At 70.1% G+C, this 20,976-nt stretch carries 15 protein-coding genes; 10 read left to right on the top strand and 5 right to left on the bottom strand.

Annotation, left to right across the window (positions count from 1 at the left end):
- Positions 1-10 precede the first annotated feature (10 nt).
- Complete coding sequence (locus tag ABMY26_RS28495; RefSeq protein ID WP_372399549.1) at positions 11-1,177, bottom strand: acetyl-CoA acetyltransferase; 1,167 nt, start codon at positions 1,175-1,177, stop codon at positions 11-13.
- 373 nt (positions 1,178-1,550) lie between these two features.
- Between ABMY26_RS28495 and ABMY26_RS28490 the strand changes: the two genes are divergently transcribed.
- The 7 genes from ABMY26_RS28490 to ABMY26_RS28460 all read left to right on the top strand — a co-directional run bounded on the left by ABMY26_RS28490 (position 1,551) and on the right by ABMY26_RS28460 (position 9,107).
- The gene (locus ABMY26_RS28490) at positions 1,551-2,627 is read left to right on the top strand and encodes a phosphotransferase family protein (protein WP_372399548.1); all 1,077 of its coding nucleotides are present in this window, start codon (positions 1,551-1,553) and stop codon (positions 2,625-2,627) included.
- Between the two features lie 46 nt (positions 2,628-2,673).
- Positions 2,674-3,855, top strand: coding sequence for an acyl-CoA dehydrogenase family protein (locus ABMY26_RS28485; RefSeq protein WP_372399547.1), 1,182 nt, complete (start codon positions 2,674-2,676; stop codon positions 3,853-3,855).
- Complete coding sequence (locus ABMY26_RS28480; protein ID WP_372399546.1) at positions 3,852-4,652, top strand: SDR family NAD(P)-dependent oxidoreductase; 801 nt, start codon at positions 3,852-3,854, stop codon at positions 4,650-4,652. The genes ABMY26_RS28485 and ABMY26_RS28480 overlap by 4 nt, the downstream gene beginning before the upstream one ends.
- Positions 4,649-5,860, top strand: a complete 1,212-nt coding sequence (locus tag ABMY26_RS28475) for a CaiB/BaiF CoA transferase family protein (RefSeq protein ID WP_372399545.1) — start codon at positions 4,649-4,651, stop codon at positions 5,858-5,860. The genes ABMY26_RS28480 and ABMY26_RS28475 overlap by 4 nt, the downstream gene beginning before the upstream one ends.
- A gap of 65 nt (positions 5,861-5,925) precedes the next feature.
- The gene (locus ABMY26_RS28470; RefSeq protein WP_372399544.1) at positions 5,926-7,539 is read left to right on the top strand and encodes an acyl-CoA synthetase; all 1,614 of its coding nucleotides are present in this window, start codon (positions 5,926-5,928) and stop codon (positions 7,537-7,539) included.
- 97 nt (positions 7,540-7,636) lie between these two features.
- Complete coding sequence (locus tag ABMY26_RS28465) at positions 7,637-8,398, top strand: SDR family NAD(P)-dependent oxidoreductase (RefSeq protein ID WP_372399543.1); 762 nt, start codon at positions 7,637-7,639, stop codon at positions 8,396-8,398.
- A gap of 10 nt (positions 8,399-8,408) precedes the next feature.
- A complete protein-coding gene (locus ABMY26_RS28460; RefSeq protein WP_372399542.1) occupies positions 8,409-9,107 on the top strand; it encodes a histidine phosphatase family protein in 699 nt (232 codons plus the stop codon).
- Positions 9,108-9,120: 13 nt separating this feature from the next.
- On the opposite strand, the gene ABMY26_RS28455 is transcribed toward ABMY26_RS28460, so the two are convergent.
- On the bottom strand, positions 9,121-9,948 hold the full coding sequence (locus ABMY26_RS28455) for a FadR/GntR family transcriptional regulator (protein ID WP_372399541.1): 828 nt from the start codon (positions 9,946-9,948) through the stop codon (positions 9,121-9,123).
- Here ABMY26_RS28455 and ABMY26_RS28450 point away from each other — a divergent pair.
- The 3 genes from ABMY26_RS28450 (at position 9,876) to ABMY26_RS28440 (ending at position 15,535) form a co-directional block, all read left to right on the top strand.
- Complete coding sequence (locus ABMY26_RS28450) at positions 9,876-10,193, top strand: aldehyde dehydrogenase family protein (protein WP_372399540.1); 318 nt, start codon at positions 9,876-9,878, stop codon at positions 10,191-10,193. The two genes, ABMY26_RS28455 and ABMY26_RS28450, sit on opposite strands and share 73 nt — an antisense overlap.
- Positions 10,194-10,221: 28 nt before the next feature.
- Positions 10,222-10,527 carry a hypothetical protein gene (locus tag ABMY26_RS28445; protein ID WP_372399539.1) on the top strand — a complete coding sequence of 102 codons (306 nt, stop codon included), beginning with the start codon at positions 10,222-10,224 and terminating at the stop codon, positions 10,525-10,527.
- A 148-nt stretch (positions 10,528-10,675) separates the two neighbouring features.
- On the top strand, positions 10,676-15,535 hold the full coding sequence (locus ABMY26_RS28440) for an NAD-glutamate dehydrogenase (protein WP_372399538.1): 4,860 nt from the start codon (positions 10,676-10,678) through the stop codon (positions 15,533-15,535).
- Positions 15,536-15,760: 225 nt separating this feature from the next.
- On the opposite strand, the gene ABMY26_RS28435 is transcribed toward ABMY26_RS28440, so the two are convergent.
- The 3 genes from ABMY26_RS28435 to ABMY26_RS28425 all read right to left on the bottom strand — a co-directional run bounded on the left by ABMY26_RS28435 (position 15,761) and on the right by ABMY26_RS28425 (position 20,882).
- Positions 15,761-16,891 carry a glycosyltransferase family 9 protein gene (locus ABMY26_RS28435; protein ID WP_372399537.1) on the bottom strand — a complete coding sequence of 377 codons (1,131 nt, stop codon included), beginning with the start codon at positions 16,889-16,891 and terminating at the stop codon, positions 15,761-15,763.
- The gene (locus tag ABMY26_RS28430; protein ID WP_372399536.1) at positions 16,888-19,539 is read right to left on the bottom strand and encodes a tetratricopeptide repeat protein; all 2,652 of its coding nucleotides are present in this window, start codon (positions 19,537-19,539) and stop codon (positions 16,888-16,890) included. The genes ABMY26_RS28435 and ABMY26_RS28430 overlap by 4 nt, the downstream gene beginning before the upstream one ends.
- Positions 19,540-20,093: 554 nt before the next feature.
- A complete protein-coding gene (locus ABMY26_RS28425) occupies positions 20,094-20,882 on the bottom strand; it encodes a MarR family transcriptional regulator (protein WP_372399535.1) in 789 nt (262 codons plus the stop codon).
- Positions 20,883-20,976 lie beyond the last annotated feature (94 nt).

Here is a 20,976-nt window from a genome sequence, read left to right as displayed (position 1 = left end):
CCGCAGGGACTCAGCGCACGCGTTCCAGCACGCTGACGTAATTGGCGACCGCGGCGCCGCCCATGTTGAAGATGCCGCCCTTCGTCGCCCCCGGAACCTGGATGCCGCTGGCCGTCCCCATCAACTGCATGGCGGTCATCACATGCATCGACACGCCGGTCGCGCCGATCGGATGCCCCTTGGCCTTGAGCCCGCCCGATGGATTGACGGGCAGCCGCCCGCCGACCTCGGTCCAGCCCTCCAGCAGGGCGCGGTGCCCCTCGCCCGGCGGCGTCAGTCCCATCGCCTCATACTCGATCAGTTCGGCGATGGTGAAGCAATCGTGCGTCTCGACGAAATCGAGATCGCCGAGCCCGAGCGCGGCCTGCGCCAGCGCCTTGTTCCAGGCGACCGCACAGCCCTCGAAACGGGTCATGTCGCGCCCGCCCATCGGCAGGACGTCGTTGGCCTGCGCCTGCGCCCGCAGCCCGACCGATTTGGCTGCGCCCACCGCGACGTCGCCATGGACCAGCACCAGCGCGGCCGCCCCGTCGGACACCATCGAACAATCCGTCCGGCGCAGCGGACCGGCGACCAGCGGGTTGCGGTCGGACACCGTCCGGCAGAACTCGAATCCCAGATCCTTCTGCATATGGGCCAGCGGGTTCGCCGCGCCGTTCCGGTGGTTTTTGGCGGCGATGCGCGCCAGCGCGTCCGACCGGTCGCCGTAGCGCTGGAAATAGAGCTGTGCGATGCGCCCGAAGATCCCGGCGAAGGACAGGTCGCCGCCGTCCCCTTCCGCCAGATAGCTGGCCGACGCCAGCGACGCCTGCACCTGCGCGGCCGGGGCCGCCGTCATCTTCTCGACGCCCACCACCAGCACCGACCGTGCCCGCCCGGAGCCGATGGCCATGGCAGCCTGACGGATCGCGGCGGAGCCGGTGGCGCAGGCGTTCTCGACGCGGGTCGCCGGCTTGAAGCGCAGCGCGCCGTCGGCCTGAAGGGCGAGCGAAGCCGGGAACCCCTGCGGATCGAGCCCCTGGTTGAAATGGCCGACGACGATCTCGTCGATGTCGGCGGGGTCCAGCCCGGCGTCGGCGATCGCATCGGCGGCGACGCGGACCACCAGCGATTCCAGGTTTTCGCCATCCAACTTGCCGAAGCGGGTGTGCGCCCAGCCGATGATGTGTCCCAGCATGTCTTGCCCTTCGCTTCGAGAGAGGGTGATCGGGAAGCGGCCTTATGGAGCGGTCCGGAGCATTTTTCAGGGCGCAAGGCCCGGCCGCTCACCCTTGAGGAGCGGCCTGTGCTGCATTTATCGTCGGACAATCGAACTATTGCTGCCGTGATCATTCGCTGTCAAGCGGCTTTCGGCGAGGCTTGATTTTTTGTGTCGCACAATATTCCGCACTGCAACGCGGTATTAGGCGTAATTTTCGCTATTTTTTGCCCTCCCAAGCCTCTTGACGTTCAGCAAATTTTGAATCTACGATCCGATAGTCCGACTATAAATGCGCCGAGGCTGGCCGGCAACCCCGCCGCCCGCTCCATGCCCCTGCTCCGGATCGACCATGCCGCTTGAAGATTCGATGTTCCGCGCGCCCGATGAGACCGCCCGACTGGATTGGGCGGCGGTCACCGCCCACCTGGCGGCGCACGGGCTGCGGCTCGACCGCGAAACCCAGCCCCGCCAGTTCAGCGGCGGACTGGCCAACCTGAATTTCCTGGTCTCGGTCGACGGGAACCCGGCCGTCCTGCGCTCGCCGCCGCCCGGACCGCTGCCGCCGGGCGCCAACGACATGGCCCGCGAGCACCGCATCCTCAGCCGGCTGTGGCGTGCCCTGCCGCTGGCGCCGAAGAGCCTGCATCTGTGCGAGGATGCCGGCGTCGCCGGCCATCCCTTCATTCTGCTGGAATACCGGCCGGGCGTGACGCTGGCCGGCGCCGCGCCGCCGCCGCTGGAGCGGCGGCCTGCGGCGGGCGCCCGGCTGGGACCGTTGCTGGTCGACGCCCTGGCCGACATCCACGCCGTCGATCCGGCCGCCGTCGGGCTCGACGGGTTCGGGAGGCCGGACGGCTTCCTCGACCGCGCGGTCGCCGGCTGGATCAGGCGTGCCCATCTCTCCGCCGGACCGGACGGCCCGCCGCCGCCGGCCGTCGAGCTGGCTGGCTGGCTGGCGGACCGGCTGAACCGGGTCCGGCCCGGCCCGCCGACCCTGCTGCACAACGATTTCAAGCTGGACAACCTGATCCTCGACCCCGACAGGCTGGAACCGGTCGCGATCCTCGATTGGGACCAGGGCACGCGCGGCGACCCGCTCTTCGATCTCGCCACCCTGCTCAGCTACTGGACGGAAGCCGGCGATCCGCCGGCGATGCACGATCTGGCGCAGATGCCGACGGCGCGCTTCGGCTTCCCGAGCCGGCGGGACGCGGCGGAACGCTACGCCGCCCGCACCGGCCGCGACCTGGCGGACTTCCGGTTCCATCGCGTGCTCGCCCTTTTCAAGCTGGCGGTGGTCTTCCAGCAGCTCCACGGCCGCTACCGCAGCGGCACCACCAGCGACCCGCGCTACGCCGGCTTCGGCGCCCTCGCGCTCGGCCTGTTCGATTTCACCCACGACATCGCCCAAGGGCGCGGCTTCTGAAACGCCCCCGTTCCACGACGATCATTGCCAGGGACAGGAACCCCCGATGGACTTCTCGCTGCCGCCCGACCTGATCGCGTTGAGGGACCGCACCCGGTCCTTCGTACGCGACGCCCTCATCCCTCTCGAAAACGACCCGCGCCAGGGCCCGCACGGGCCGTCCGACGAATTCCGCCGTGAGCTGAACGCGCTGGCCCGCGACGCCGGGCTGCTCGCCCCGCACATGCCCGGGGAGTGGGGCGGGCTGGGGCTCGACCACCGCGGCAAGGCGGTTGTGTTCGAAGCGGCCGGTTACGGGCTGCTGGGACCGCTGGCGCTCAACATCGCCGCGCCCGACGAAGGCAACATGCATCTGCTGGAGCAGGTGGCGGACGAGCGGCAGAAGCGCCGCTGGCTCGCCCCCCTGGCGCTCGGCGAGATCCGCTCCTGCTTCGCGATGACCGAGCCGCATCCGGGCGCCGGCTCCGACCCGTCGCTGCTGCTCACCAGCTACCGCCGAACCCCCGGCGGATACGTGATCAACGGCACCAAATGGCTGATCAGCGGCGCCGAGGGTGCGGGCGCCTGCATCGTCATGGCGCGCGACGAGGACTCTCCCGACGGCGAACCGCGCGCCACCATGTTCCTCGCCGACATGGACCGGCCGGGCATCGTGATCGAGCGCACGCTCGACACGCTGGACCAGAGCTTCCCAGGCGGCCATTGCGTGGTGTCCTTCCAGGATCTTGTCGTTCCGGAGGAGGATGTGCTGGGTCGCGAAGGCGAGGGCTTCCGCTACGCCCAGGTCCGGCTGGCGCCGGCCCGGCTGACCCACTGCATGCGCTGGCTGGGGGCCGCGCACCGCGCCCACGACGTCGCCACCGCCTACGCCCGCGAACGCCGCGCCTTCGGCAAGGCGCTGATCGACCATGAGGGGATCGGCTTCCAGCTTGCGGACAACGAGCTGGATCTTCACACCTGCGGGCTGGTCGTCGCGCACGCCGCCTGGGTGCTCGACCAGGGCGGCAAGGGGCGCCATGAATCGAGCGTGGCCAAGGTGATCTGCTCGGAGGCCATCTGGCGCGTGGTCGACCGCAGCCTGCAGGTGCTGGGCGGGCTCGGCACCACCCGCGACACGGTGGTCGAGCGCATCTTCCGCGAGGTTCGTCCCTTCCGCATCTACGACGGCCCGTCCGAAGTCCACCGCTGGAGCATCGCGCGCAAGCTGGCGCGGGAGGGCGTGCAATGAGCGCCGTTTCGACGCCCACCCTGCAGCGGCGCATGGCCGGCCTGTTCGACCTGACCGGAAAGGTGGCGGTGGTCACCGGCGGCGGGCGCGGCATCGGCCGCTCGATCGCCGGGGGACTGGCCGGCTTCGGGGCGGAGATCGTCCTGAGCGGCCGCAACACCGCCACGCTGGCCGCCACCGCCGGGGAGATGGACGCCCAGGGCGCCAAGGTCTGGTGGCACGCCGCCGACGTCGCGCGCGAGGAGGAGGTGGCGGCACTGCTCGCCGCCGTCCTGGAACGGCACGGGCGGATCGACGTGCTGGTGAACAACGCCGGCATCAATCCGACCTACAAGGCGGCCGAAACGCTGACCCGCGAGGACTGGCAGCCGATCGTCGACATCAATCTGGGCGGCGTCTTCCATTGCTGCCGCCATTTCGGCGCCGCGATGGTGGAGCGCGGAACGGGCAGCATCATCAACATCAGCTCGGTCGGCGGCCATGTCGGCCTGCGCAAGACGCTGCCCTACTGCGCGGCCAAGGGCGGGCTGGAGATGATGACCAAGTCGCTTGCCATCGACTGGGCGGCCTCCGGCGTCCGGGTCAACAGCATCGCCCCCGGCTTCGTCGAAACCGACCTGACCGCCGGCGTCCGCGAACACGAGCAGATTTCCCGCCGCCTGCTCGGCCAGACGCCGATGGGCCGCTTCTGCGGTCCCGACGAGCTGATCGGCGCCGCCGTGTTCCTGGCGTCGTCCGCCTCGGCCTATGTCACCGGACACAGCATCCTGGTGGATGGCGGGTGGACCGCGCAATGACGGCCGCCCCCTCCCCCACCGCTCCCCCCGCTGCCGAGGCGCTGGCCGGGCTGGTCGTGCTCGACCTGACCCGCCTGCTGCCCGGCGCCTTCTGCACCCAGCTCCTCGCCGATCTGGGAGCCACGGTCGTCAAGATCGAGGAGCCCGGACGCGGCGACTACAACCGCGCCTTCGAACCGCTGAACGTCGCGGAATCAGGCTCCTTCCTGCTGCTGAACCGCAACAAGAAGAGCGTCACGCTGAACCTGAAGACCGCGGAGGGCAAGGCGATCCTGAAGCGGCTCGCCCTCCGGGCCGACGTGCTGGTCGAGGGCTTCCGGCCCGGCGTGATGGACCGGCTGGGCGTCGGCTACGAGACGCTGGCCCGCGACAACCCCCGTCTGGTCTATTGCGCGATCTCCGGCTTCGGGCAGGACGGTCCCTTCGCCAGGGCTCCCGGCCACGACCTCAACTACATGGCGATCGCCGGCGCCCTGCCGCTGTTCTGCAGGGCCGGGGAGGATCCCATCGTGCCGGGCCTGTCGATCGCCGACCAGGGCGGCGGCTCGCTGATGGCGGCCTTCGGCATCCTGGCGGCGGTGCTCGCCCGGCAGGCCACCGGGCGCGGCCAGTTCGTCGACGTCTCGATGACCGACGGGGTGGTTGCCTGGCTTGCCTACCACGCCGCCGACCGCTTCTTCGCCGGCATCGAGCCCAAGGGCGGCGAGCGCCGCTTCCTCGGCCAGGCGCCCTGCTACAACGTCTTCCGTTGCGCCGACGGCCGCTGCATCACGCTCGGTTGCATCGAGGAGAATTTCTGGCACCGCTTCTGCGATCTGGCCGGACTTGGGGATCTGAAGGACCGGCAGTGGCCGGAGGGGGCGGAGGCCGCCGCCCAGATGGCGCGGGTCGGCGACCTGATGGCGAGCCGGACCTGCGCCGAGTGGATGGATCTGCTCGGCCCCGCCGACCTGCCGGTCGCCCCTGTCAACAGCATGAGCGAGGCGTTCGAGCACCCCCAGCTCAAGCACCGGGACATGCTTCTGCATATGGACCATCCGGTGGAGGGCCGGATCCCGCAGCTGGGATTCCCGATCAAGTTCTCCGGCACGCCCGGGCGGCTGCGCACGCCGCCGCCGCTGCTGGGCGAGCACACCGACGAAATTCTGGCCACGCTCGGCTATGGCGGCGACGATGTCGCGCGGCTGCGCGCGGATAAGGTCCTATAGGCGCCAGCGGCAATCAAGACCGCCCACAAGCGCGCATCAACCCGCCCAAAGGGGGAGGAAACGCCATGCCCACCACCACCGCGCCCGGCCAGCCCTTCGCGTGGAACGTTCCGGAAACCTTCAACTTCGGGGCCGATGTCGTCGACCGCCACGCCGCCGACCCGGCGCTGACCGCGCTGCTCTGGTCGAATGCGGCGGGAAAGGAGGAGCGCTACAGCTACGCCGACATGGCGCGGCTGACCAACCGCTTCGCCAACGCGCTGGCCGCGCGCGGCATCGCCAAGGGCGACCGGGTGCTGGTCATGCTGCCGCGCATTCCCCAATGGCAGATCGCCCTGGTCGGCTGCCTGAAGCTGGGGGCCATCCCGATTCCCTGCATCGAGATGCTGACCGAGCGGGACATCGCCTACCGCCTCGCCCATTCCGAAGCGCGGGCGGTGGTGACGACGGCGGCTTCGACCGCGAAGTTTGCCGCCATCGCCGGGATGCCGGCGCTGCGCATCGCCGTGGGCGATCCGCCGACGGGCTGGACCAGCTGGGCGGCAGCGCTGGAGGAGGCGCCGGACGCCTTCGTCCCGGCGGCGGTCCAGGCGGAAGACCCCGCGATCCTCTTCTACACCTCCGGCTCGACCGGCCATCCCAAGGGCGTCACCCACGCGGCCCGCGCGCTCTACGCCTGGCGCGTCTCGGCCGAGCATTGGCATGGGCTCCAGCGCGGCGACGTCATGTGGTGCACCGCCGACACCGGTTGGAGCAAGGCCGGCACCAGCATCCTGTTCGGCCCCTGGAGCCGGGGAGCGGCGGTGGTCTTCCACGACGGTCCCTTCGACCCGCGCGCGCGCTTCGAGCGGATGGTGCGCCACCGCGTGAATGTCTTCTGCGCCGCCGCCACCGAATTCCGCCGCCTGGTGCAGGAGGACGTCGCCGGCCTCGACCTGTCGGCGCTGCGCCAGGCGATCTCCGCCGGGGAGTCGGTGAACCCGGCGGTGGTCAATCGCTGGACCGCGCTGACCGGCGTGCCGCTGCGCGAGGCCTACGGCCAGACCGAGACGCTGATGACCGTGCTGACCATGGCGGCGGACCAGCCTCGTCCGGGCTCGATGGGCCGCGCCGCGCCCGGGTCCGACATCGCGGTGATCGACGAGGAGGGCCGCCGGCTGCCGCCCGACACCCCCGGCCTGCTGGCGGTCGGGCTGCCCAACCCGCAGGTCATGCTGGGCTACTGGAAGGATCCGGAACGCACCGCCGACAGCCGCCTGGAGGGGCCGGACGGCAGCTGGTTCCTGACCGGGGACAGGGCGACGCTGGATGCCGACGGCTATTTCCACTATCTCGGCCGCAATGACGATCTGATCAACTCTGCCGGCTACCGGATCGGCCCGCTGGAGGTCGAGAACGCCCTGATCGAGCATCCGGCCGTCCAGGAGGTCGCCGCCGTGCCCAGCCCGGACGAGGAGCGCGGCGAGGTGGTCAAGGCCTTCGTCGTGCTGCGCGCCGGCCTGTCCGGCTCGCCCGAGCTGGTGAAGGAGCTGCAGGACTTCGTCAAGACCCTCACCGCCCCGTACAAGTACCCGCGCCGCATCGAGTTCGTCGACGAATTGCCGAAGAACCCGAGCGGCAAGATCCTGCGCCGGGAACTGAAAGCGCGCGAATTCGCAGCCCATGGCGCCACCCCATGACCGCTCCGACGGTTTCCAGCGAGCCGGCGGACGGCGTCGCGCGCTTCGTCGGCTTCCGACCTCCCCCTCCGCTCCCCATCGTCGAGGACAGCCGGACATGAATCCGTCGACCCATCCCGTCATCGTCACCGGCGCGGCCTCCGGCCTTGGCGCCGCCACCGCACGGGCCTTCGCCGCCGCCGGGTCGAAGGTCGCGCTGCTCGATCTGTCCGCCGAACGTCTGGCGCCGGTTGCCGCGGAAACCGGCGGCATCGCCATTCCGTGCGACGTCACCGACGCCTCCTCGGCCGAATGCGCGGTGGCCATGGCCACCGCCGCCCACGGACCGGCACGCATCCTGGTCAACTGCGCCGGCATCGCTCCGGCCGGCCGCATCGTCGGCCGCGACGGGCCCCAGCCGCTCGACGAGTTCGCCCGCGTCGTGTCGGTCAATCTGATCGGCACCTTCAACCTGATGCGGCTCGCCGCCGCGGCCATGACGACGCTGGAGCCGTTGGAGGACGGGGAGCGCGGCGTGATCGTCAACACCGCGTCGGTCGCCGCCTACGAGGGGCAGATCGGACAGGCCGCCTATGCGGCGTCGAAAGGGGGCGTCGCCTCCCTGACCCTTCCGGCCGCCCGCGAACTGGCCCGCCACGGCGTGCGGGTGGCGGCGATCGCGCCCGGCCTGTTCGGAACGCCAATGGTCACCGCCATGCCGCAGGAGGTCCAGGACGCCATCGTCGCCAACATCCCGTTCCCCCACCGCTTCGGCAAGCCGGAGGAGTATGCCCGCATGGTCCTGTCCATCGTCGGGAATCCGATGGTGAACGGGTCGGTCATCCGGCTCGACGCCGCGCTGCGCATGCAGCCGAAGTGAGGCGGGCAGGATGACGGGGCAGGAGACGGTCCGCCGCCGGGTCCATCTGGTACGGCACGGGGAGGTGGCGTATTTCGACCGGTCGGGACAGCCGCACAACCCGCGCGACGTCGCGCTGACGCCGGCCGGGCGGAAGCAGGTGGAGGCGCTCGCCCTTCATCTGGCCGCTGTCCCCATCGATCGGGCGGTGTGCTCCGGCCTGCCACGCACGCGGGAAACCGCCGGGATCCTCATCGCCGGGCGTGGGCTGCCGCTGGAGGAGGATGACGGCTTCCGTGAAATCCGCGGCGGCCGGCTGCGGGATCTGCCGGTGGACGGCATCGAGGAGCGGCTGGCCAGCGCCTACTCGCCTTGCGGCGAGGAGGGGGGACGGTTCCTTGGCGGCGACGCCTTCGCCGCCTTCGCCGAACGGGTGGGCGCGGCCTTCCACCGGCTGGTCGCCGCACCGGACTGGCGGTCCCTGCTGCTGGTCGCGCACGACGGCGTGAACCGCGCCATCCTGTGCCACGCCCTCGGCTGCGGGTTGGCCGCCTTGGCGGCTCTGGAGCAGGATTACGCCGGCCTCAACATCATCGACCTGGAACCGGACGATTCCGGTGGCTGGCGGCCGCTGGTCCGCACCGTGAACATGACCGCCTATGACGCCGTGAAGGCGGGCCTTCACGCGACGTCGATGGAGCAGGTGGTCCGCAGCCGCCGCCGCGCCTGACGGCGGCCCCCGGTCATTCGAAATAGCTGCTGTTGTCGACCGGCTGGTTCATGTCGAGATCAGCCAGCTCGTAACCTCGCCGGAAATCCTTGATGTGCTTTTCCATCCACTGCGCAGCATGCTTGGGATCGCGGTTGCGGATTCCGTTTACGACTTCCCGGTGGGCGGAGAGCAGGCGATCCTTGGCATTCAGCCGCGACATCACCTGATAGAAGGCGGGGTAGAACAGCAGGCCGATCGGCTCCCGCGCCAGCAGCAGAGCGCGGTTGCGCGACGCCTTGGCGACCAGGAGGTGGAATTCGATGTCCAGGGCGACGAGCTTCTGTTCATGCTCCAGGCAATCGGCGGTTTCCCGAAGATTGACCTCGAGCCGTTCGATCTCCTCGTCTGTCGCGCGGATCGCCGCCAGTTCCGCCGCGCGCACCTCCAGCGGCAGCATGGTTTCCCACAATTCGAGGAATGTGATCTCGTGCAGGATCATGGCCTGGCTGACACGGGAGGCCAGCACCTGTTCCCGTGGCAGGCTGATGACCAGACGGCGGGCGCTCTTGCGGAACACGAGCCCGCTCTGCTCCAGCACGCGAATCGCTTCGCGCACGGTGGAACGGTTGACCCCGAGTTGCTTGGCGAGATCCAATTCGGAGGGCAACTGCTGCCCAACCTTGTAGATCCCTTGCATGATGCATTTTTCAATGTTCGAAGCCACCAGATGATAGGCCGGCTGAACATCGACTTTCTCGAAGACCATGGGACTGTTTTCAATCAAGGATGCGTCCTCTTGGCTCCAAAGCTCTGCATCGACCCGGTCGACGGATCGAACAACGTCGGGCAGTCGGACCATCGTACCTTTTTCCCGACCTGCCGACCAGTGCTAACGGCTTCCGCTTCGTCGATCTGTCAGAACTTGTTCGTAGCAGGGACGTCCCGGCTCGCGGCGGTCTGGCCGCCCGCAGAATCCGGTCCGGGCAGGTCCATATCAACCATCCCGCCCGGGATCCCCATGCGCGTTCCGGAGGCTACAAGCAGTCCGGCAATGGACGAGAATATGGGCTCGGGAAACTGCCAATCGAGGAGGGCTGGGGGTAAGGCCGCAGCCCTCCAGCGGCACAGGCCAATGACCAGTGCCGCCGGCATGACACCCACGCCCACCGTCTTGTCGATACATTGTCGGGAAATGCCCCGTCTTGATCGGCAAAGCCATTCGGTCAGCAATGCTGCCATTTTTTGTCGCGCGCATCCCGTCTCCGCCAACGATTTGCCGGCAAAGCCGCTGCCGCACCGGATCGATTCGGCTTCCACCCGTTTCCGGCAAGGGAGTGACCACCGGGAGGTGCGGCAGATGGGCACTGTGCGCCTTTGCCGCGGAGCCAGCGATGGACGGGATGTCAATGCGCTTTGGATAAATTCGGCGGATATGTGACTGGATTGTCCGAATCTTTGGAGAAATACCCCCAAAGGAGTAAAAATCGCCGCTTGGTCAGAAATCCTGCCGTTTATTTGCCGTCGAATTGTCGGTTTGGGGGTGGTAGTACCATTCCTAAGAATACCGAGAGGAGACATCCACCATCATGCGGACGGCGACGAAGGATCTGGCGGGCGACTTGCGGCAGCAACTGGCCGAACTGGTGCGCAGCCGGGTTCCGAACGCGCGGGCGGAGCGCTTCGTCAAGCGCTTCTACGCCAACGTGCCCCCGGACGACCTGCTGCGCGCCACGCCGGAACAGCTCTACGGCGCGGCGCTGGCGATGTGGCAATGGGGGCAGCAGCGAGAGGCCGGCGCGCCCAAGCTGCGGGTCTATACCCCGCGCCTGGACGAGCATGGCTGGCAATCCGAACGCTCGGTGGTGGAGATCGTCAACGACGACATGCCCTTCCTGGTCGATTCCGTCACGGCGGAGCTGAACCGGCAGGGCGTCACCGTCCATCTCGTCATCCATCCCGTCACCCGCGTCGTCCGCGATGCCGAAGGCCGCATCGCCGAGTTGCTGGAACCGGGCGAGGCACGGGACGGCGCGCGCGACGAATCCTTCATGCACTGCTCGATCGATCCGCTGTCGGATCCCGACGCCCAGGCCCGGCTGCGCGAGGGGATCGAGCGGGTGCTGGCCGACGTCCGCGCCGCGGTGGAGGATTGGACGCCGATGCGCGAGCGTGTCCGCACCGCCCGCGACGGCATCGCCAACGCCCCGGATGCGGAGGAGTCGAAGGAGGCCGCCGATTTCCTGGGTTGGGTCGACGACGGCAACATGACGCTGCTGGGCAGCCGCCAGTACATCGCCACCCTCGGCGACGGCGACGGCGATCCCTGGCTGGAACTGGTCGAAGGCAGCGGGCTCGGCGTGCTGCGCGATCCGGAGATCACCGTGTTCGACGAGCATGGCCACGCCGCCGTGCTGCCCGCCGAAATCCGTGCCTTCCTGCACCAGCCGCGCGCCCTGCTGGTGACCAAGGGCACCCGGCAGGCCACCGTCCACCGCGCGGTGCCGCTCGACGCCATCCTGGTCAAGCGCTTCGACGACCGGGGCAAGGTGGTGGGGGGCACGCTGGCGGTCGGGCTGTTCACCTCGGTCGCCTACAACCGCAGCCCGCGCGAGATCCCGTTCCTGCGCCGCAAGGTCGCCCGCGTCATGGCGCGCGCCGGCTTCGACCCGCAGGGTCATGACGGCAAGGCGCTGCTGAACATCCTGGAAACCTTCCCGCGCGACGAGCTGTTCCAGACCCCGTCGGACGAGCTCTACGAGACCGCGCTCGGCATCCTGCACCTGCAGGAACGCCAGCGCCTCGCCCTGTTCATCCGCCGCGATCCGTTCGAGCGCTTCGTCTCCGCCCTGGTCTTCGTGCCGCGCGACCGCTACGACACCGTGCTCCGCCGCAAGATCCAGGCGCTGCTCGAGTCCGCCTACCAGGGAGCCTGCGCCTCCAGTCATACCCAGCTGTCGGACAGCGCGCTCGCCCGCCTGCACCTGATGGTGAAGACCGAGCCGGGCAAGGTTCCCGCCGTCGACGTCGGCGAGATCGAGGCACGGCTGGTCCAGGTCTCCCGCAGCTGGGCCGATCGGCTGCGCGATGCGCTGGTCGAAGCACACGGCGAGGAGATCGGCAACGCCCGCCTGCGCCGCTACGCCGACGCCTTCCCCGCCGGCTACCGCGAGATCTTCTCCGCGGAATCCGCGGTGCACGACATCGGCCAGATCGAACGCGCGCTCACCGAACAGCGGCTCGGCATCGTGCTGTTCCACCCGCTGGAGGCCGACAGCGACGAGCTGCACGTCAAGATCTACCACCAGGGCCGGCCGGTGCCGCTGTCCGACGTGCTGCCGATGCTGGAGCACATGGACCTGAAGGTCATCACCGAGCAGCCCTACGAGGTGCGCCCGGCCGGCGGTGCGTCGGCGGTCCCCTCGGTCTGGATCCACGACTTCGCCGCCCGTACCCAGACCGGGATGCCGGTCGACTGCGTCAAGGTCAAGCAGACCTTCCAGGAGGCCTTCGCCGACATCTGGGACGGCCGGATGGAGGATGACGGCTTCAACCGGCTGGTCCTGCGCGCCGGGTTGACGGGCCGCGAGGTCACGGTGCTGCGCGCCTATGCGAAGTACCTGAAGCAGGCCCGCTTCGCCTACGCCCAGGACACGCTCGAGGCGACGCTGTCCGCCCATCCGCAGACCGCGCGCCTGCTGGCCCGGCTGTTCGCCGCCCGCTTCGACCCGCAGGCCCGGTCCGCCCCAACGGACACGAAAAAGGGCGAGGCGCATATCCTGGAGCAGATCGAGGATGCGCTGGACGCCGTCACCAACCTGGACGACGACCGCATCCTGCGCCGCTTCGCCAACCTGGTCCGCGCCACCCTGCGCACCAACGCCTATCAGGCCGGTGCGGGCGGTGCGCCGAAGCCGCATCTATCCTTCAAGCTCGACAGCGGCTCGATCGATGAGCTGCCGCTGCCGCGCCCGTGGGTCGAGGTCTTCGTCTACAGCCCGCGCATGGAAGGCGTCCATCTCCGCGGCGGCAAGGTCGCCCGTGGCGGCATCCGCTGGTCCGACCGGCGCGAGGATTTCCGCACCGAGATCCTCGGGCTGATGAAGGCGCAGATGGTGAAGAACACCGTCATCGTGCCGGTGGGCTCCAAGGGCGGCTTCGTCGTCAAGCGTCCGCCGGCCCCAAGCGCCGGACGCGAGGCGGCGCTGGCCGAAGGCATCGAGTGCTACAAGACCCTGATGCGCGGCCTGCTGGACGTCACCGACAATTTCGCCGCCGACGGCTCGATCGTGCCGCCGAAGGACGTGGTGCGCCACGACGCCGACGACCCCTATCTGGTGGTCGCCGCCGACAAGGGCACGGCCACCTTCTCCGACATCGCCAACGGGGTATCGGTCGACCATGGCTTCTGGCTGGGCGACGCCTTCGCGTCGGGCGGATCGGCCGGCTACGACCACAAGGCGATGGGCATCACCGCCAGAGGCGCCTGGGAGTCGGTGAAGCGCCATTTCCGCGAGATGGGCACCGACATCCAGACCACCGACTTCACCGTGGTCGGCGTCGGCGACATGTCGGGCGACGTGTTCGGCAACGGCATGCTGCTGTCCCGCCACATCCGCCTGCTGGCCGCCTTCGACCACCGCCACATCTTCCTCGATCCCGATCCGGACGCCGAGGCCAGCTGGGAGGAGCGCAACCGGCTGTTCGCCCTGCCCCGCTCCTCCTGGGCGGACTATGACCGCAGCCGGATGTCGAGCGGCGCCATGATCATCGACCGCAGCGCCAAGACGGTGGAGCTGTCGGCCGAGGTCCGCGCCCGCTTCGGCATCGAGCAGGCCCACCTGTCACCGGCCGAGCTGATGCGCCGCCTGCTGACGGCGGAGGTCGACCTGCTGTGGTTCGGCGGCATCGGCACCTACATCAAGGCGTCCACCGAGACCAATGCCGAGGCTGGCGACAAGGCCAACGACACGCTGCGCGTCGACGGCGGGCAGATCCGCGCCAGGGTGGTCGGCGAGGGGGCCAACCTGGGCGTCACCCAGCGCGGCCGCATCGAAGCCGCCCAAAAAGGACGCGACGGCAAGGGCGTGCGGCTGAACACCGACGCCATCGACAATTCGGCCGGCGTCGACACCTCCGACCATGAGGTCAACATCAAGATCCTGCTGGGCGACGTCATGGCGCGCGGCGACATGACGCTGAAACAGCGCGACATGCTGCTGTCGGCGATGACCGACGAGGTTGCCGGGCTGGTGCTGGCCGACAATTACCGCCAGACCCAGGCGCTGACCATCGCAGAGGCGCAAGGGGCGTCGCTGCTGGAGGCGCAGGCCCGATTCATCCGCAACCTGGAAAAGACCGGCCGCCTGAACCGGGCCATCGAGTATCTGCCGACCGACGAGGAGCTGGCCCAGCGCATGGCGGAACGCCGCGGCCTGACCCGGCCGGAGCTGGCGGTGCTGCTGGCCTACGCCAAGATCACGCTGTACGACGAACTGCTGGCGTCGGAGCTGCCCGACGACCCGGCGACGGTCGAGGATCTGCTGCGATACTTCCCGCAGCCGCTGCGCGAGGGCCAGCGCGATGCGATCTTCCGCCACAGGCTGCGCCGCGAGATCGTGGCGACCGCCGTCACCAACAGCCTGGTCAACCGCGTCGGCCCGACCTTCGTCCGCGACATGGTGGAGAAGACCGGCCTGGGTCCGGCGGATGTCGCCCGCGCCTATGCCATCGCCCGCGACGTGTTCCAGCTGCGCCCGCTGTGGGACGCCATCGACGCGCTCGACACCGTCGTTCCGGCGGCGCTGCAGACCGCGCTGATGCTGGAGACGGTCCATCTGATGGACCGGGCTGTCGCCTGGTTCCTGGCCCACAGCCCGCACCCGCTGGACATGGGCGGCGAATCCGCCGCCTTCCGTCCGGGGGTGGAGGCTCTGGCTGCCGGGCTGGACCGTTTCCTCGATGCCGAGGAATCCTCCCGCCTTGCCGCCCGCGTCGCCGATGCCATCGCCCAGGGCGTGCCCGAGGATCTGGCCCGCCGGATCGCGGCATTGCCGGTGCTGGCCGCCGCCCCCGATCTGGTGCGGATCGCCGAGCGCACCGGCCGTGCGGTCGAGGGGGTCGCCTCGGTCTATTTCGGGCTGGGCCGCCGCTTCGGCCTGGAATGGCTGCGCGACCGCGCCAGCGGCGCCAAGGTCGACAACCACTGGCAGCGCCAGGCGGTCGCCGCGATCGTCGACGACCTGTTCGCCCACCAGAGCGCGCTGACCGTGCGCGTGCTGGAGAGCGAAGGCGACGAGGCCGCCGCGGTCGATGGCTGGATCGCCAGCCGCAGCCTGGTGGTGGACCGGGTGGAACAGCTTCTGGCCGAGCTGCGCGCCCAGCCGGTGGTCGACCTCGCCATGCTGGCGGTCGCCAACCGGCAGCTGCGCGGTCTGATCGCCGGGTAACGGGATAGGAGACGGCTCGGTTCGGCGGATCGGCCGCGCAGTCCGCGCGGGCGGTCCTCCGAAGCGTCGGCACCTTCACAAGGCACGTTCGGGCGCCGGCCTTCAGTCTCCTCGCCTCGGGCGGATCCGCTTGACCGCGGGTCCGCCCACTTTCCTTTTCGAAAGCAACCTTTGCGATAGGCTGCCTTCGGCAGCGTCAACCGACTCCGCCGGGGCGGGGATCGGTCATCGCCGCTCCTCCGCTTCGGCTGCGGCCAGGGCGAGGATGCGGCCTGCGGCATGGCTCGGGTCGATGGCGGCGATGCAGTGCGCCTCCGCCGCGATGCAGGCGGTCGTGCAGGGCGGCACTGCGGCCGGACGCAGGACCAGCGCCCGCCCGTCCCGTCCCCCGGTCCAGGGCCGGAAACGCTCCGGCGCATGGATGTGGTTGGGGTCGCCACCCTCGGGATGGCAGGAAAAGACCGCCACCGGCACGCCAGCCGCTGCTGCCAGATGGGCAGGAGCGGAATCCATGGCGATCGCCAGCACCGCTTCGCCCATCGCCGCCGCCGCGACCCTCAGGCCGGTGGCGCCGGTCAGGTCGGCGATCCGGCCGGGCAGAGCGGCAGCCATGGCCAAAGCCGCCGGCCGCTCCGCCACAGTGCCCAGCACGGCCACCCGTGCATCCAGCCCGGCCGCGACGACGGCAACGACGGCGGTCAGCCGGTCGAGCGGATAGTCCCGCCGCGGGCTGGCGGCGCCGGGCGCGACGGCGATCAGCGGACGGCCGCCGGATGGGCCGAGCAGCCGACGTGCCTGTTCGCGGTCCTCCGCGGTCAAGCTCACTTCCAGCGGGCCAAGATCCGGACGGGCGCCGAGCGCTTCCAGCAGGGCGGCATTCTGCTCCACCTCGTGCCGGCCGGGCGGCGGGGCCAGCGCCAGGGTGAAGGCCCGGTCGAAACCGCGGTTGCCCTCGGCCTTCCATGGCGTGACCGTCTCCGAGAAGCCGGCGACCACCCGTGCCCGGCTGTTGGCGGCAAGCGTCGTCGCCCCGTGCCGGTCGAAGTCGTAGCGCGGCACCAGCGCCAGATCGAAGCCGGCACGGTAGCACTCCACGAACAGAGCCAGCCCACCGGGCGTGACGCCGCGGAAATCGAAGCCGCCGCCCTCCTTCGGCCGCGGCGCCACCACGCCGTCGACATGGCGGCAGGTCGCCGCCAGATCCGCCACCGCTTCGCGGACCGCCAGCAGGATGCGCGCCTGCGGGGCGGCTGCGCGCAGGCCGCGCAGAAAGGGGGTCGCCATCACGAAATCGCCGGCCTCGTCCAGCTTGACGACCAGGATGCTGCGGACGGCGGACAGGTCGCAGACGGTCATGCCCTCCCCTCCCCGTTCGGCGCCGTGACGTCGATGGCGGCGGGCGGCAGGCCGGCGCACCAGCGGCGCCAGGCGGTGCGGTAGCCCGCCTCCACCGCGCGGGCGTAGCCGGCCTCGTCCATCAGGGCGGAGCGGCGCGTCCGCTCGCGCAGGCCTTCGCGCTGTATCTCGAGAAAACCGCGGTCGGTCGCCAGCCGGACGCCCAGCGCCAGATAGGCGTCATCGTCCGGCGTCACCAGATCCCCCAGCCCGACAGCAGCGAGCAAGCTCGCCCCCCAACGGCCGATCTTGGTCGGTCCGGTCTGGTTCAGCACCGGCACGCCCATCCACAGCGCGTCGCAGATGGTGGTCCCGCCATTGGCGAAGACGGGATCCAGCGCCACGTCGATGGCGGTGTACCCCTGGTAGGGATCGGGGGTGATGCCGCACAGTTCCAGCCGCTCCGCCCCGATGCCATGCGCGGCGAAGGCGGCCAGCAGGCGCCGGTCGGCACCGCCGCCATTGCCAAGCCCCCGCCATTTCAGCACCAGCCTTGCGGTCGGAACGGCAGCCAGCAGCCGCGCCCACAGCGCGATGGTGGCGGCGTTGACCTTGGTGATGTTGTTGAAGGATCCGAAGGTGACATGGCCGTTGCGCATCCATGGCGGCCGGTCGGGCGGTGCGCAGGCGGACTCCGCCGGACGGTAGCACAGCACGCAGCCCGGCAGCCGGATCAGCGATTCCACATGCAGCGCCTCCACCCCCGGCGGGGCGAGGCGGGCGTCGGCCAGCTGGTAATCGATGGCGCTCAATCCCGTGGTGTTGGGATAGAGCGGCAGGCTGACCTGCAGCGGCGCTGGCCGCCGTGCCATCAGCGGCATGCGGTTGCGCGACATGTGGCCGCCGGCATCGACCAGGATGTCGATGCGGTCGTCCCGGATCCGGCGGTCGAGTTCCTCGTCCGTCATCGCCGCAACGTCGCGCCAGCGGTCGGCCGCCGCCCGGAAACGGCCAGTGGTGGCATCGCGGCTGCGGTCGTTGTGGTAGCAGGTGACCTCCACCGCCGTGCGATCGTGCCCCTCGACCAGCGGCAGCAGGAAATGATAGCCCGGCCCCGGATAGCGCTGGAAATCGGGCGACAGATAGCCGACGCGCAGGCGCCGTTCCGGATCGCGGCTCTCCACCGCATGGGGGACGGCCGGCACGGCCGGCAGATGCCGCTCGAAACCGCGATGGTCGCGGAAGACATCCGCCGGATCGGCACCGTCGTCGAAACACAGGCAGAACAGCAGGTTGGACCGGATCGCCGCATCCCCGGGCGCCCGCTCCAGCGCGGCCCGGAAGGCCCCCACCGCCTCGGCATGCAGGCCGAGCGCCATCCAGGCGACGCCGAGATTCGAATTGGCCAGGGCCTCCTGTCCCGGATCGGCAAGCCGCCGCGCCCGGTCGAGCGGCGGGATCGCCTCCTCCGTCGCGTCGGCGTCGAGCCGATGGGTGCCGATATTGACCCAGGCGGCGGCATCGGCCGGCCGCAGCGCCAGCGCCCGCCGGTGCCAGGACAGCGCCGTTTCCGGTTGCGCCGCCAGATGGAAGGCGGATCCGGCATTGGCGGCGAGCGCCGCATCCTCGGGCGCCACCCGAACCGCCCGCAGAACCGCCGGCATCGCCCCCTCCAGCCCAAGCGATGCCCGGGCCAGCCCCAACCCCGACAGCGCCAGTCCCGCGGACGGCGCCAGGGCAAGCATGTGCCGGTAGCGCCGCTCCGCCGCCGCCGCCCGCCCCTGGGCATAGAGCCGGCCGGCGAGCGTCAGCAGTGCATCCTCCGCCATCGGGTCCAGCGCCACCGCCCGAACCAGCCAGAGCGGACTGTCCGGCATCTGGGCCCCCAGGATCCGGGCCGCCACCGCATGGCCGGGGGCCAGCGCCAGCAGGCGGCGCGCCGCCACCGTGGCGCCCGCCGGGTCGCCGATCCGGTGGCAGAGCTGCATGCGCTGCTCCACCGGCTCCACCATCTGCGGCGCCAGCGCGCACAGCGCCCGATAGGCCATCGCCGCATCCTGCGTCAGGCCGGCGTCGCGCAACGCCGCTCCCCGGTTGAAGGCCGCCAGGATCCGGTGCGGCTCCAGCGTCGCGGCGCGTCCGTACCAGCCGGCTGCCGGCAGGAACCGGTTGCAGTCGTACAAGGCGTCGCCCAGCGAGCCTGCGCTCTCGGCATCCGCCGGCTCCAGCGCCATCGCCCGCAGCAGCGCCTGCGCCGCCGGGCCATGTTGCCCCAGCCGCGTCCACGCCGCCGCCTCCAGCCGCGGCAGCGTCGGGTCGAGCGGCGCCAGACGGGCGGCGGCGCGGAAGGCCGTCGCCGCCTCCTCCCACCGCTCCGCCGCGTCCAGAAGCCGGCCCAGATTGACATGGAACAGCGGCTGTCGCGTGTCGGCCTTCACCGCCTGCCGGATCCGTTCGATCCCCTCCGCCAGCGCCCCGGTCTGAGCCTTGATCAGGCCCGACAGATGCAGGGCATCCGCCTGCCTCGGCAGCCGTTTCAGCAGCTGATCGTAGAGCGTCGCGGCCTCGGCCAGCTGCCCGCCCTGGTGAAGGGCGACCGCACGGGTCAGCAGGGCCTGCGCATCGGCCGTCCCGGCCGGGCGATGCGTCTGGCGATGGTTCGGTTTCATCCGCTGTCCGCATTCTTTGAGGGTCGGGCGGATAATGCTGGGCGGCTGCCGTCGATTGCAACAGCGGCGATTGCGCGCACGCGGCCAACGCGCGCTGCCGGCCGGCCAATGCCGCTTCCCGGTCGCGGGTGCGACGGCGCTGCTCCTCCGTGCGGGCACGCAGCTGCTGCTCCTGGCGCAGCCGGGCGGCCAGCCGCCGGAGATCGTCGGCAGCGCGTCCGTCCGCCGTCGGCGGCCGGCCGGCCAGAGCCTCGCGGAAATCGCCGAGCGTCGGAAAGCGGCTCCAACCGCTGCGGAAGCCGGCCCACACCTCGTCGAACGCCGCCATCCAGCGGTCGGCCGGCCAGTCCGCCATCGCCCGCACATCCGCTTCCAGCAGCTCGGCGTCCGGCAGATCCAGGGCGAAGCGGTCGGCCAGCTTTTCCAATCCGGTCAGGACATTGTCCACCCCGATTGCGGGGGTCAGGACGCCAATGGCCTGCTCCACCCGGTCGGCCAGCGCGCCGATCTCGGCCGGCGACAGATCCTGCGTCTCGAACCTGAGGTCGGCGGCCTCAAGCCTGGCCAGAAAGACGAAGGCGCAGGGCGGCGAGGGTCTCGCGGTTCCGGCCTGCGCCTTCGCCGGCGGACTGGGAATGTCCGGCACGCAAGGGGGCTGAACGGCGGTCATGGCGGGGCTCCCGGCGGTACTGGGGGACGGAGGAAGGCGCAGTGGCCGAAATCGTGGGCGAAATCGCCGGCGGTTCGGCCGGCGCCACCAGCTCCCGCGAGATCCAGCGGCGCCATGCCGCTCCCGGATCCGGAGGCCGGTAGCCGTTGCGGCGGTGCGCCTTGCGACACCAGGCGACGAATTTCGCCGTCACCCGCCCTGCATCGACCTCCGGCCGTTCCCGAGCCGCCCAGGCGAGGTCCGATGGTTCCGGCTGCCAGTCGGCCGCCAGGGCATCGTCGCTTCGGCTCGATCCCCCATCCGATTGGGAGGAGGAGGATTCAGGATTCCAGGATTCCAAGGAAATGCCGGCCGGGTGACGGCTGCTGTCAGCCGGCTGACAGGAAATGCCGGCGGTTGCGCCGTCCATCCCAGCCAACTGATAGGCGAAACCGCGCAGGCCGCGACGCGATCTGGCGCAGACCAGTGCCGCTTCCGGTTCCTGCAGACCTTTCAGCACAGCGTTGAACCACGCGCGGCTCTGCCCAAGCTCTTCGGCCAGCTCGCCTTGCGTGGCGGTGCAGACACCGTCGCGGTCGGCATGGGCGTAGAGCGCGGACAACACCGCGATATCGGCCGCCTGAATGCCGGGCATGGCAATCCAGTGCCGGTACATGTCGATGTATGGCTTCATTGGGATACCCGTCTGTCGGTCGATCCGTGGACGGGCGAAGACAAGGGAAGAGCGTCGACGGACTCCATGGAATCCGCTTGGCTTTGTGGGCCTG

The organism is Azospirillum sp. HJ39, assembly GCF_041507355.1.
In the GTDB taxonomy this organism is placed as follows: Bacteria; Pseudomonadota; Alphaproteobacteria; order Azospirillales; family Azospirillaceae; genus Azospirillum; species Azospirillum thiophilum.
Note: the sequence above shows the minus strand (reverse complement) of the source record. Positions and strands in the feature narration are given on the sequence as shown.